11 protein-coding genes are annotated in these 13,092 nt (G+C 69.8%); 3 read left to right on the plus strand and 8 right to left on the minus strand.

What is annotated here, in order from left to right; genetic code table 11:
- Positions 1–2: 2 nt before the first annotated feature.
- A complete protein-coding gene (locus ACFQ7F_RS02880; RefSeq protein WP_383265081.1) occupies positions 3–1,415 on the minus strand; it encodes a PepSY-associated TM helix domain-containing protein in 1,413 nt (470 codons plus the stop codon).
- 300 nt (positions 1,416–1,715) lie between these two features.
- On the opposite strand from ACFQ7F_RS02880, the gene ACFQ7F_RS02885 reads away from it, so the two are divergent.
- From ACFQ7F_RS02885 to ACFQ7F_RS02895, 3 genes are all read left to right on the plus strand, one after another.
- The gene (locus ACFQ7F_RS02885; RefSeq protein ID WP_383265083.1) at positions 1,716–2,126 is read left to right on the plus strand and encodes a hypothetical protein; all 411 of its coding nucleotides are present in this window, start codon (positions 1,716–1,718) and stop codon (positions 2,124–2,126) included.
- Between the two features lie 69 nt (positions 2,127–2,195).
- Positions 2,196–2,486: a hypothetical protein gene (locus ACFQ7F_RS02890; protein WP_383265085.1), complete on the plus strand. Its 291-nt coding sequence runs from the start codon at positions 2,196–2,198 to the stop codon at positions 2,484–2,486.
- A gap of 184 nt (positions 2,487–2,670) precedes the next feature.
- On the plus strand, positions 2,671–3,534 hold the full coding sequence (locus ACFQ7F_RS02895) for an SAM-dependent methyltransferase (protein WP_383265087.1): 864 nt from the start codon (positions 2,671–2,673) through the stop codon (positions 3,532–3,534).
- Between the two features lie 49 nt (positions 3,535–3,583).
- Here ACFQ7F_RS02895 and ACFQ7F_RS02900 read toward each other — a convergent pair whose 3' ends face one another.
- From ACFQ7F_RS02900 to ACFQ7F_RS02930, 7 genes are all read right to left on the minus strand, one after another.
- Complete coding sequence (locus ACFQ7F_RS02900) at positions 3,584–4,006, minus strand: hypothetical protein (RefSeq protein WP_383265089.1); 423 nt, start codon at positions 4,004–4,006, stop codon at positions 3,584–3,586.
- Positions 4,007–4,208: 202 nt separating this feature from the next.
- Complete coding sequence (locus ACFQ7F_RS02905; RefSeq protein WP_383265091.1) at positions 4,209–4,838, minus strand: dihydrofolate reductase family protein; 630 nt, start codon at positions 4,836–4,838, stop codon at positions 4,209–4,211.
- 44 nt (positions 4,839–4,882) lie between these two features.
- Positions 4,883–6,250 (minus strand): magnesium transporter, encoded by a 1,368-nt coding sequence (gene mgtE, locus ACFQ7F_RS02910; protein WP_383265093.1) that lies wholly within the window; start codon positions 6,248–6,250, stop codon positions 4,883–4,885.
- Between the two features lie 133 nt (positions 6,251–6,383).
- Positions 6,384–7,487, minus strand: a complete 1,104-nt coding sequence (locus ACFQ7F_RS02915) for an NAD(P)/FAD-dependent oxidoreductase (RefSeq protein WP_383265329.1) — start codon at positions 7,485–7,487, stop codon at positions 6,384–6,386.
- Between the two features lie 90 nt (positions 7,488–7,577).
- The gene (locus tag ACFQ7F_RS02920; protein ID WP_383265095.1) at positions 7,578–8,792 is read right to left on the minus strand and encodes an SGNH/GDSL hydrolase family protein; all 1,215 of its coding nucleotides are present in this window, start codon (positions 8,790–8,792) and stop codon (positions 7,578–7,580) included.
- Between the two features lie 8 nt (positions 8,793–8,800).
- A complete protein-coding gene (locus tag ACFQ7F_RS02925) occupies positions 8,801–11,221 on the minus strand; it encodes a glycoside hydrolase N-terminal domain-containing protein (RefSeq protein WP_383265097.1) in 2,421 nt (806 codons plus the stop codon).
- Between the two features lie 55 nt (positions 11,222–11,276).
- Positions 11,277–13,067, minus strand: coding sequence for an alpha-galactosidase D (locus tag ACFQ7F_RS02930; RefSeq protein WP_383265099.1), 1,791 nt, complete (start codon positions 13,065–13,067; stop codon positions 11,277–11,279).
- Positions 13,068–13,092 lie beyond the last annotated feature (25 nt).

Here is a 13,092-nt window from a genome sequence, read left to right on the forward strand (position 1 = left end):
CCTCAGGCGTAGTTGCGCCCGCCACGCCGATAGGCGACCTCACCCAGCACGATGTCCGCGACGAGGAAGGCCGCCAGCGGGATACCTAGCAGCGGCACGAAGTAGCCGAGCACGGCGATCGCCGCCATCAACGGGACCAGGACGTACGCCGGCACGTTCTGCCACGCCCCGCGCGGCAGCGGACGCCCGAAGGAGCTGCCGCGCCCGCGCTGCCACCACATGCGGTACCCCCAAACGATCATCAGGATCAGCCCGAGGGTGAGAACGGCGAGGGCGATCTGATTGACGAGCCCGAACAGCGAGCCGGTGTGTGCGTCGATGCCCCAGCGGGTCAGCTTGGCGAGCACCGGGTAGTCGGCGAACCGCAGCATTTCGGTGACCTCGCCGGTCGACGGGTCGACAGCGACGGAGTCCTGCTTCTCGGGCCAGCTGCGCTGAATCTGCCGGACGATGTACGCCGATGACGCGTCGGCGGGCGGCACGACCTCCACCGGGTTGGAGAGTCCCTCGCCACGGGCGGCCTTCAGGACGGCGTCGAGCCCGACACCCTCGCCTCCGGCTGCGCCGCCCGAGCCCGACCCGCCGTGACCCGCGTGCTCTCCGCCACCCGCGACGGTCGCCGTCAGCTCCGGTGTCGTCTGCCCGACGGCCTCGCGCAGGTCGCCGACGCTCGCTCCCGCGTACGTCGACCAGGTAAGACCCGTTGCCGACAGGAAGATCAGTCCGGCAGCGGCCCACACACCCACCGAGCCGTGCAGCGAGAGCGTGCGCCGCCGGCCGGTCGCCCCGCGCAGCTTGCGCCGGGAGCGCCGACGGCCGAACCACAGCACCAGGCCGCCGCCCGCGATCACCCACAGCCAGCTGGCCGCGAGTTCGCTGTAGAGCCTGCCGGTCTCCCCCAGGTGCAGATCGCGGTGGAGTTCGTCGATCCAGGTGCGCAGCGGCAGTGCGCCGGTGGAGCCGTACTGCTCGAGGGCGCCGCGTACTTCGCCGTTGTACGGGTTCACGAACACGGCGAGGGTGTGGTCGGCGTCCACGCCCGGCGTTCCGGACAGAAGTACGCGGGTCGTCGCGCCGTCCTCCGGCGATGGCCGCACCGCGCTGACCGCGCCCTCGGGGTGTGCCTTGCGAGCGGCGGCCACCTGCTGCGAGATCGACAGCTCGGTCTTGTTCTCGCCGACGGGCACACGCAGTTCGTGGGAGTACACGATCTTCTCGGCCTGGTACGAGCAGGCGTACAGGAGTCCCGTGGTGGCGGCGACGAGCAGGAAGGGTGCGATGAGCACCCCGGCGTAGAAGTGCAGGCGCAGCACGAGCGGACGCAGCGACGCCCATCCGGACCGTCCTGCGGAGGGCGGCGCCTCCTGGGTCTCCTGCCCGTCGTCCGGGGCGAGGAGTGTGGGTTCGGCGGACATGAGCTGCTCTCCTGGATGAAGGTGATGCGGATCGATCGGTCGTGGCGACCGGTGCAGGAGTCGGCTGGAGGGCCGGAAGAGTTCCCGGCAACACGCACGGATCGTGTGACGCGCACCACATGAGGAGACCCGGGAGGTCCAGCCCACAAGGAAGAACCGGCGGACGGCCGTGCGCTGCGGGATTGGCGTATCGCGGGCCCTTAACCGGCGGCAAAGACAGGACTAGCGTCGGGAGACCGGGAATCCTCAGGGCCGGGAACCCCCGGGACCGGGGCCCCTCACTACTCCGTTGGAGACGCGATGCTCCAGACACGCGAGTTGTTCGACAGCCTTGCCTCTCGTGCCGACCACCTCGACAACCAGACCCTCGCCGACGCCGCCGACGCCCTCTCCGCGTGCGAACAGGCCGCGACCGCCTGTGCGGTCGGCATGCTCGCCGAGAAGGAGGCCGACGAACTGCGGGCCTCCATCAACCGCGATCTGAACTGTGCCGACGTGGCCTCGGCCACGCGGCGGGTCCTGACCCGCGGCACCGACGCCGATCACGCGCTCCTTGCCGCACAGTTGCAGGCGTGCGTGATGGCCTGCGAAAACAGCCACGAGCTGTGCGCCCAGCACGCGTCGCACCACGAGCACTGCCGCCTCTGCTCCGAGGCCACCAACCGCGCGGCGTCCGCCTGCCGCGAGGTTCTGACGAGCCTGCGGGCCTAGCGCACCGGGCGCCGGTTCCGCCATCGGGGCAGTTCGCACAGCATGGCTCCGATCCGGCAAACTGCCCGGATGGACTATGAGTTCTGGAACGACATCCACCACCGCGGCGGCATCCCCGCGGTCAAGAGCGCGCTGGAGGAGCTTGCGGAGCGCGGTTCTCCCGAGGACGTGGACGCCGCGATGGATCTGGCCTGCCAGGTCATCGCCGACGACACCGCCCGCCTCCAGGCCCGCGCGGATCAGGCCGAGGCCAGGCTGCAGATGCTGACCGACGAGGCGCGTGAGGTGGGGCGGCAGGTCGACGCGCACGCCGGAGCCGAGGGGTCCGCCGAGCCACCGGCGCGCGCAGAGCACGAGTGACCGTCACCGGGCGCCGGGCAGCTGAGCCGCGGAGCTGCTTGGCGCTTTCCGGGCTCCACCGCGAGCCCGCCCGGTGCTAGCGTCCCAGCGTCCGGCGCGTACCGCGTACTCGGCTTCACCGTCTACGCGCACGCCCTCACGAGCACGGCTCCCGCGAGCACGGCTCCTGGCGCAGGGACGCACCATGACCGCTCCCACCCCCGAAGAAGTCGGGGCGATGTACGACCAGTTCGGCGACATGCTCGCTCTGACGCTCGGGTCGAGCGCCGTCCACATCGGGATGTACGCGCCGCACGGCGAGCGCCCGCCCGTCACCACGCTGACCGCGCTTGCCGATCTCGCCCAGGACCGGCAGACCGACTTCCTGGTCGACACCATCGGCCTGGCACCCCACGAGCACCTTCTCGACATCGGCTGCGGCACCGGCGGCCCCGCCGTCCGCCTGGCCGAGCGCACCGGTGCCCGCGTCACCGGAATCAATGTCAGCAAGAGCCAGCTCGCCCGGTGCCAGGACCGTCTCAGCGCCCGGAGCCCGGCAGACCCGGGCCTCGCCGAGCGGGTGGATTTCGCGCACGGCAACGCGATGCAACTGGACTACGCGGACGCGGCGTTCGACGCCGCGTGGTCCATCGACTGCGTCCCCCACCTCTCCGACCGGCCCGCAGGGCTCCGTGAAGCCCTGCGGGTGCTGCGCCCCGGCGGACGGTTCCTGTTCACGGAGTTCGCCTTGCGCGGCAGCCCCGCCGCCGAGGAAGTGGCGGCCTACACGCGGATGTGGACGTGTCCCCCGCTCAGGCCCTTAGCCACACTCGTCGGCGAACTCCAACAGACCGGCTTCCGTGTCGAGTCCGTGCGGGACATGACCTCGAACGCGGCGCTGTGCGGCGAGCTCATGTGTGTGCTCTACGAGGACCGGCGCGGCGAGATCGAGGAGCGGTTCGGCAAGGAGGCCCTGGCCCACACCGATCCGCTCATGGCCCCCTACCGTTCCTTCTGCCGCGACCACATGGACTACTACCTGCTCGTCGTGCGCGCCCCCGAGGCCTGAAGGCCTGACGTCTCGCGTTCAGGCGCGCGCCCGACGGATCCGCCGCGCGTCAGCTCACGGTCACCGTGACGACCGGCGACACGGTGGCGCCGCTGGCGACGCGCAGCTCGTTCTTGCCCTTGAGGCCGAGCTTGGCGCGCAGGTTGTAGGCCCCGGACTTGTTGGTGACCGTACTGGCGGGCAGGGACTTCCACGCCCCGTGCTGCTTCTGCTGCAGGGTCACCTTGCTCCCGGCCTTGAGCCCGGTCGCCTTGCCCGTGATGCGCAACTCCTGCCACGCGCGGACGTGGGGGACGGACGCCTTCGCCGTGAGCGTGGGCGCCACGGCAGGCTCGGCCGCGGCCTGCGCCGGCTGAGGCTCCGGGCCCGACCCGTCGGCGAGCGCGGCGGTGGCGGGAATCAACAGAACGGATCCGGCGAGAGCGGAGACGGCGGCGGTGCGCAGAAGGCTGCGGCGGCGGGTGTTACGCATAACGGCAGAGATCCCCTTTGATGTCGGTCAGTACGCGGTCCCCATCGTGGTCGTGCGACGAGTCCCACAATGAGGAACATAAACGTATGCACCCGACATTGCGATCACCCGGAGAGCGCGTAACGGAATCCGGTAATTTCGGTCACAGCGCCGCAACTGCCCCCGCTGCTTGCCCGCGTTGCCCGGCCTGATCAGCGGCGGATCAGCGCCGGACCAGGTGAGCGTGGGTGGCCGTCGCGGAACTGACCAGTTCCGTCACCCGATAGCCGTCGATCCCGTCGGCCACGTTGTCGAGCAGCCGCTCGCCCCTGCCGACGAGGAGCGGCACGACGACCAGGTGCAGTTCGTCGATCAGCCCTGCTCGCAGATACTGCTGCACCGTGGCCGAGCCGCCGCCGATGCGTACGTCCCGGCCCGCCGCCGCCTCGAAGGCCCGCGCAAGGACCGTATCGACGGGTTCGGCGGTGAAGTGGAAGGTGGTCCCACCCTCCATCGTGAGGGAGGGCCGCACGTGGTGGGTGTGCACGAACACGTCATGGTGGTAGGGCGGGTTCTCTCCCCACCAGCCCCTCCACGATTCGTCCTGCCACGGACCGCGCTGCGGCCCGAACATGTTGCGGCCCATTATGGTGGCGCCGATGTTCTCCTCGCTCCGCACGATCTGATCGACGTCGATGCCTGCCTTGCCCTCGGCGCGGTCGCGCATCGCGGCGACCATCCAGTCGTGCAGCCCCTCGATGCCCTCCCCGAAGGGTTCCTCCAGGCGCTGGTGGGGTCCGGCGGCGAAGCCGTCCAGCGAAACGGTGACATTGTGTACGCGCACCTTCGGCATGGCCTTCTCCTCCTCGGTGTTCCTGCTCTCATCCTTGCGCCGAATCAGATCCCCAGCACGGCCTTCGCCGTCATGAAGTAGATGACCAGGCCGGTCGCGTCGACGAGCGTGGTGACCATCGGCGCCGACACCACAGCCGGGTCGATCCGCAACCGCTTGGCCAGCAACGGCATCGTGCCGCCGATGGTCGCCGCCCAGCCGCAGATGACCACCAGGGTGATCCCGACCACCAGGGCGATCTTCGCGCTGACGAACACCGCGCCCACGACCACGCCGAGGATCGCGAGCAGCGAGCCGAGGACCAGACCGACGCGGCATTCGCGCCATATGACCTTCAGCAGGTCCGATCCCCGCACTTCGCCGACGGCCAGGGCGCGTACACAAGCGGTCGCGGCCTGGGCCCCGGCGTTGCCGCCCGCGCCGATGAGCATCGGGATGAACATGGCGAGCTGCGCGGCCTTCTCCAAGGTGCCCTCGAAGGACTGCGTCACGCTGACGGTCAGTGTCGCCGCGACGAGCAGCAGGCTCAGCCACAGCGCCCGGTAGCGCGCGAGTTGCCACACCGTCGCGGCCATGTAGTGCCCGGCCCAGGGCGCGGCTCCCGACTGCCGCGCCACGTCCTCGGTGTCCGCGGCCTCGATGACTTCGAGCGCGTCGTCGATGGTGAGCAGCCCGACGAGCCGGTTCTCGCTGTCGACGACCGGCAGGTTCAGGTCGTTGGTCTCGCGCATCAGCCGGGCGGCCCGCTCGGCCGAGTCGGTGGCGTACACGGACACGGGCTCGGTGGCGATCAGCGCGGAGACCATCCGCTCCGGCGGGCTGAGCACCAGCTCGCGCAGCTCCGCGATGCCGGTGAGGCGCTGCCCGTCGTCCACGACGGGCAGCGTGTAGACCGTCTCGGCCTGACCGCCCTTTTCCCGTACGACCTCCAACGCCTGCTTGACGGTGAGGTCCTGATCGAGCGCCACGACTTCGGGGGTCATATAGCGGCCGACAGAGCCCTCCGGGTAGTCGAGCAGTGCGGAGGTCATCCCCCGTTCGTGCGCGCTCAGTCCGCCGAGCACCCGCTCGGCGACCTTGGCGGGTGCTTCTCGCAGCATCCTCGCCCGGTCGTCGGGGTCCATGCCCTCGACGAGCTCCAGGAACGTGCGATCGCGCAGTCCCTCAAGGATCTGCTGCTGGTCGACCGGCTCCAGCTCCTCGAAGACGGTCAGCGCCCGGTCCTTGTCGAGGAGCCTGAAGGCCATGCCCGCGTCGACCGCGTCCATCCGGCCGAGCTCGTCGGCGATCACGTGGGGCGGATTGGTCTCCAACCACTCTAGGGCGGAGTGCAGTTGGTGACTCTTGACTATGTCCTGCAACGACTCGGGCAGTTCCGGACGCAGCTCTTCGGGCAGGTTCGTCTGAGGCATGGGGCAGGTCCTCGGCGCAGCGGTGAGAGACAACACGGGCACCCAGGGACAGAGCGCGCCGCTGAAGGCTACACGGGCACGGTGAACGCGCCGATGTCACGGCCCTCAGCGGCTCGACAGGCCACCCGCCCTCTCATGCCCCCCTGACTGCGCGACGGCGCGCTTCCTCACCGGCCAGGACGGATTCGATGCCGTGTCGCCGTTCTCCCAGAATCTTTCGGGAATTGGCGGCCTCCGCTGCGGGGCTGAATGCCGTCAGGGCGCGCCGGGCCGCCACCGCCGCCGCGGTGTCGGCGGCCACGAGGTCGGCATTGATCGCGGCCGCGGCGGTCATTCCGGCGGCTGCGGACACGACGACTCCGGCCACCAGGTCGGTGACGTTGCCCGCTGCCCACACCCCCGGGGTGCCGGTGAACCCGGTCGCGTCCGACTCCACGTAACTGCCCACGCCCATCGGGTGGTCGACGCTCGTCAGACCGAGTCCGGCCAGCATCGCGCCGCGCGCCTCGAACCGCGGCGCCACGACGAGGGCCCGTACCGGAATGTGGCTGCCCGAGGCCAGCCGTACGCCGGAGAGCCGGTCCGCCTCCACATCGAGGCCGGCCACCTCCCCGTCGACCACCGCGATGCCGCGGGCGCTCAGTTGCTCCCACTGCTCATCGGTGAGCTCGCCCGCGGTGTGCAGGAACAGGGTCACCTCCGGCGACCACTGACGGAACAGCAGCGCCTGGTGCACGGCCATCGGACCGGTAGCGAGTACACCGATCGGCTCGTCCCGCACCTCCCAGCCATGGCAGTACGGGCAGTGCAGGACGTCACGGCCCCACCGCTCACGTACGCCGGGGACGTCGGGAAGCTCGTCGACGAGGCCCGTGGTCACAAGGAGGCGTCGCGCGCCGTGGCTCCGGCCGCCCTCGGTGTGTACGACGAATCGCTCACCGACCCGCCGGACATCCGTGACCCGGTCCGACACGATCCGCCCGCCGTACCCGGCGACCTCCTCCCGGCCGATCCGCAGCAGTTCGCCCGGCGCCAAGCCTTCCCGGGACAAGAATCCGTGCACTCCGTCGGCGGGAGCGTTGCGCGGTTCGCCGGAGTCGACCACCAGCACGGAACGCCTGGCCCGGGACAGCGTCAACGCTGCGGACAGGCCGGCCGCCCCACCCCCGACCACCAGCACATCCAGCTCTGTGAAGTCCTGCTCGTTCGTCTCAGCCACGTCAGTCATGTCAGTCATGTCAGTCATGCCGACACCGTGCGCCAGACCCTGGAGAAGCGGCAAGCTTCCTTGCTGTTTCAGCAAGGAAGCCGACTCGCCGTTCAGTGTCTACCGCTCACATCGCAGATCCTCCAGGTCGACCGCGTCGGCCATCGCCCGCATGCCCTTGTCGTTGGGGTGGAGGTGGTCCCCGCCGTCGAAGACCGGCAGCAGCCGTTCCTGGTCGTACGGGCTGCGGAGCACCTTGTCGAAGTCGGTGACGGCGTCCAGCTCGCCGCTGTTCCTGATGAAGGCGTTGACCTCCTGGCGTACCGCCTCACCGGCCGCGTCGAACTCCGACCACCCCTTGAAAGGCAGCACCGTCCCGCCCACGACGCACCTGCCTGCCGCGTGCGCCCGGTCGATGATCTGGCGATATCCGGCGATGAGCTGGTCCGCGGTGACGCCGGTGTGCGCCTTGATGTCGTTGATGCCCTCGAACAAGAACACCGTGCGCACGCCCGGGTGGGAGAGAACGTCTCGCTCAAGACGGGCCAGGGCGCTCTGCCCCGCGCCGTCGGCAAGCACCTTGTTGCCGGAGATGCCCTCGTTGGCGACGCCCTTGATGTCGAGGGCGGACTCCCCCTGAAGCCGCCGGGACAAGTAGTCCGGCCAGCGGCGGTTCGTGTCGGTGGTGGACTGCCAGCCATCGGTGATGGAGTCGCCGAGCGCGGCCACGGCGCCCGTGTCCGCCCCGCTCTCCACGCTCACCGCGTCGAGGTAGAACCACGAGCCGATCCGCTCGCTCCAATTGGCCTCGCCCTCCTCACGGGCGTGGTCACCGCCTGCCGCGTACGACGTCTGCATGGCCATGCCGTGTCCCGTCGCCTGGCCCACGGCCTCGGCCACGTAGAGGCTGACGACCAGATCGCTCTGTGCCGCAAGGCGTCCGGGCAGCGGGTCGCTGGTCACGCTGTCGCCCGGCGCCACTGTGACGGACCGCGCACCCCCAAAGGTGACGCGTCGGTTGCTGCCGGGCACGAGCCTCGCGCCCTCATCGCGCGCTCCGGCATAGACGCTCCCGAAGGTCACCGGCCGGTCGCCGAACGCGTTGGACAGCCGGAAGCGCGGATGGGCGCCGCCGGCGCTGGTGCGGACGACGAGGCGGTAGCTGCGGTCGGACACTGCCTGACCGAGCCTGTCGGCGCTCGCTCCCCACGTGACGACCTGATGCCCGGACGACTTCCCCGCCGACACTGCTGTCGCCGCTGTCGCCGGTAAGTACAGCGCGAGGACGAGCCCGCAGACGACGCCGACCGCGCGGCGGCGACGCGTGAACCACATCCGGGGCCTCAACCGCCCACTCCACGCAGCGTGATGGAGCCGCCCGGCTTGAGGGCGACCTTCCGGGTCACTCCCCCGTACGACACCGTGGTGCTGCGTCCGCCGACACTGCGCAGCCGCGCCTCGGTGACCTTCCCCGCGCGCCAGCGCAGGTCGACGACGAAGCCGCCGCGTACGCCGACGCCGGTGACCGATCCCGAGCGCGCCCAGGCCTCGGGCAGGGCAGGGAGCAACTCGACGTGCCCCGGGCGTGAATAGACCAGCATCTCGAGCATCGCGGCCGCGGTGCCGAAGTTGGACTCGATCTGGAAGATGCCGCGGCCCTTCTCGACCTCGTAGATGTCGAAGAGGTTCATCGCGGTGCCGTTGCTGCCGTCGATGGACGGCAGCAGGTTGTTCACGACCAGTTGGTACGCCTTGTCAGCGTCCTTCAGGCGGGCCCAGCACAGGCTCCGCCAGGCGTTGGCCCAGCCGAAGCTCTCCATGCCGCGCGCGGTGAGCAGCGCGGTCGCTCCGTCGACCAGGGCTTTGGGCGTCGAGCTGTCGGGGCGGATCCGGTCGCCGGGGAAGAGCTGGATCAGCGGGGAGAGGTGCCGGTGCGTGGTCTCACCGAGGTTCTCGGGTGACATCCACTCCTCCAACCAGCCTGTCTTCGGGCTCACTCGGGGGAGGTAGAGGCGGGACTGGAGCGAGCCGACGGTCTTGCTGTGGGCGGTGTCCCTGCCGAGGACGGAACAGGCGGTGCGGTAGTTCTCGAAGAGCGCCCAGACCACTTCCTGTGCGTACGTGATGCCCTTGGCGTCCTGAGGGCCGTGCTCGGGAGACCAGTCGCTGTCGTCGACAAGGACCTCGCGGGACTTCCCGGTCACCTCGTCGGTGACGGTAACGGTGATCAGCCGCGCCTCCCAGAACTCGCAGGCCCCCTTGAGCAGCGGGTGGATCCTGGCGAGGTAAGCCTCGTCCTGGGTGAATTCGTAGTGCTCGAAGAGGGAGTTGGCCAGCCAGGCGTTGCCGGCGGGGTGCCACCACCAGCCGTTCCCGCCGTGGATGTTGGTGGAGAAGGCCACGGCCCAGCCCGCGATCTTCCCGCTGGAGTTGCGGTATCGGTTGCGCGGGTCGTTGAACAGGGTCCGGGTGAGTTCGGACCAGGAGGGAAGCTGCGCCAGGCAGTAGTCGGCGTACGCGTCGAAACAGGTGGAGAGCGCGGCGCGGTCGGCCATCCAGTAGTTCATCTGGATGTTGATGTCCGTGTGGTAATCCCCCATCCAGTCCGGGTCGTTACCGTCCAGCCACAGACCCTGGAGGTTGAGCGGCAGACTGTCGCGGGATCCGGCGATCATGAGGTACCGGCCGAACTGGAGGTAGGACGCCTCCAGTTCGGGGTCAGCCTCGGTGTCCCGGGCGCGCGCCTGTACGCGTTCCCAGGTGTCGAGGCCGCGCTGTTCGCGGGACGAGGTGCCGAGCGAGACGTCCATCCGCTCGAACAGGCGCCGGTGGTCGGCGACATGGGAGTGCAGGAGTGTCGTGGCGGGATGACGGGCCGCCGCGAGGACCTTGGTCCTCGCAAGACGCTGTGGGTCGAGCGTGGGGTCGCGATAGCCGGCGGCCGCGTCGGGCACGTAGTTCGTGCCGCCGCTGACCACGACCGTGAGCTCCTTGCATCCGGCGAAGGAGATCCGCGAGCCGTCGGCAGCCACGGTGCCGGTGGTGCTGTACGCCGTCACCGCCGCGCCGTAGCGCAGCCCGCCGTCCGGGAAGGCGGCACCGAACGAGGCGGCACGTGGGCCGTGCGCGGTGGTGGTCTCGTCGTGGGTGCCCGCGAGGGTCACCGTTCCCGTGTAGCGGCCGCCACCCTTCTGGGAGAAGTGCAGGACGATGGCGTCGTCGGGGTGGCTTGCGAAGATCCGGCGCTGGTACGTCACTCCTGAGCGGACGTACGAGGAGGTGACGAGCCCCTGGCTGATGTCGAGGTCACGGCGGTAGTCGGAGACCGCCGAGAGGTCGTGGTCGGGGATGTCGACGGCCAGTCGCCCCAGGAGAGTGAAGGAGCCGAAGTTGTCCCGGGCGTAAGGGAATTGGCCGTCCGCGTCGAGGGTGGCGTTGCGGCCGCCGGTCCACATGGTGGCGTCGGTGATGAGGAGCAGTTCGCGGGCGGGGTCGTTGCCGGTGAGCGCGCCCAGGCGCCCGTTGCCCACGGGCAGGCCCTGCTCGATCATCGCCCGGTCGGACGCGGGTGCCCGGTACCAGAATCGGGTCGTCTCCGACCCGGCGAGCAGGGGCGATTCCGCCTGCCGGGTCACGGGTGCGGAGGCAGCGAAGGCGGGCAGGCCGCCGAGTGCGGTGAAGGCTCCCGCGGCGGCGGCCACGGACAGGATGTCGCGGCGGCTCGGTCTGTGGCGGGGCGATTCGGTGTGCTGGTCGTCGTCCACGAGGCACTCCATTCCGGAGGGACGGTGCGTGCGGGGTGAGTGGGGCCGGGTGTCGTCAGGACCGCTTCGGTACGTCGATCCGGTCGACGTCCGGGGCGTACCCCTCGCCGCTGTCGAAGGTGACCGTGTTGGTGCCTGCCTTGAGGGTCACCGGCACGCCGATCGTCTCGGCGGTCCCCCAGTCCCCGGTGGAGGGGAACTTCAGGGCGGTGGAGCCGTTGCCGTTGGCGGATACCTGGACCGTGCGCGGGTCGCCGCTGACGTACGCGACGTCGATGACGTAACGGCCGGATTTGCGCACCACGATGTCGTTGAACCGGAGCTTTCCGCCCTGGTAGAGATTGCCGACCTTGCTTCCGCCCGAGCACGCGGCGCAGTCGCCGACCGCCGCGTTGCCGCTGAGGGTGTTGGCCTTGGATTCGGCCTCGTACGCCGTCGTCTGCTGCTCGGGGCCGCGCGGGGTGACGGTGAACAGGCGTGAGCCGTGCGCGGGGAGCGTCTGCGTCACCTTGTCCTTGTAGGTACCGAGGTCCTCGTGGTTCCACAGGTCACGGACCTTGCCCCGGCCCGAGAAACCCAGAGTGGAGAAGTCGGCGGTGACGGCGGCGGGCGAGTCACCGAGGTTGAACAGGGCGACGGTGTGGCTGCCGTCGGCGTTCTTCGCGCTCCAGACCTGCCGGTCGCCGGAGGCCGTGACGGGCCTCGCGGGAGGGGCGCTGCCCTGGTTGAGGGCGATGACCTCGCGGTTGGTCAGGAGGGATACGCCGTAGTCGTCGAGGCGGGTGAGGTCGTCGCCGGTGTAGAGGGGCGACTTGGCGATGGCCCACAGGGTCGCGTAGCTCTGCCGTTCGGCCTTGGTCAGGCCGTCCATCTCGCCGTTGCCCACGTTCAGGGAGTCGAGGTCGTTCCAGCCGCCGGGACCGGCGTGCCGGGTCCAGCCGGGTGCGTCGTCCCAGCGGTCGTCGACGGAGTTCTCCCACGACACCAGGGTGTTGCAGTAGCACTCGACGTCCGTGTCGATGCGCCAGCCGTTGGAGTACCTCTTCCAGTCGGCCACGTGGTTGATGTCGAGCGACCAGGAGATTTCGAGGTGGATCGGGCGCCCGGCCCTGGCGATCGCCTTCTTCCAGGCGGCCACGTCCGCGACGTTGTTGTAGTTGTCGCCGCTCTTGGAGGATCCGGGGCCGACGCCGTCCAGCTTGAGGAAGTCATAGCCCCAGTCGGCGAAGAGCTGGGCCTGCGAGTCGATGTACTTCTGCGCGCAGGGGCGTGAGAAGTCGAGTTTGTAGGCGCTGTCCCAGCCGTTGGTGGTGCGCAGGTCCTCGTACACGATGTCGGCGGTGGTGCAGCCCTCCGCGTTCCAGATGGGCACCTTGCCCTCGCCGTAGGCCTCCTTCTCCAGGCCCACCGGCAGATAGATGCCCGCCTTGAGGCCCTTGGCGTGAATGTCGTCGGCGACCGGCTTCATCCCGCGCGGGAAGCGGCCCGCGTCCGGTGCCTGGCGGGCGTAGGCGTCGAACTCCGGCTTCCACGCCATGTCACGCCACCAGCCCGCGTCGATGTTGACGTACTCGTAGCCGAACTTCTTGAGCTTGGACGCCATGGCGTCGGTCTGCTTGAGGACGTTCTTCTCGGTCAGGTAGCTGTAGTCGCCGTCGGGGTTGAGCCCGGGGTACTTCGAGGACTGCATGCTCCAGCTGGTCCAGCCCATGTAGGGCTTCTGGGCCAGGTCCGCGGCGGGCGTCGCCCCGGTCACGGCCACGGGGGTGGCAGCGGCGGGGACGGCCGTCGTCAGACCGGCGGCGAGGGCCAGGACGAGCACGGAGGAGTACAGGGACGACCGCATGGGCCGCACCTCCTGGGAAGTCGGG

The sequence above is a fragment of the Streptomyces sp. NPDC056486 genome, from assembly GCF_042795295.1.
Taxonomy (GTDB): Bacteria; Actinomycetota; Actinomycetes; order Streptomycetales; family Streptomycetaceae; genus Streptomyces.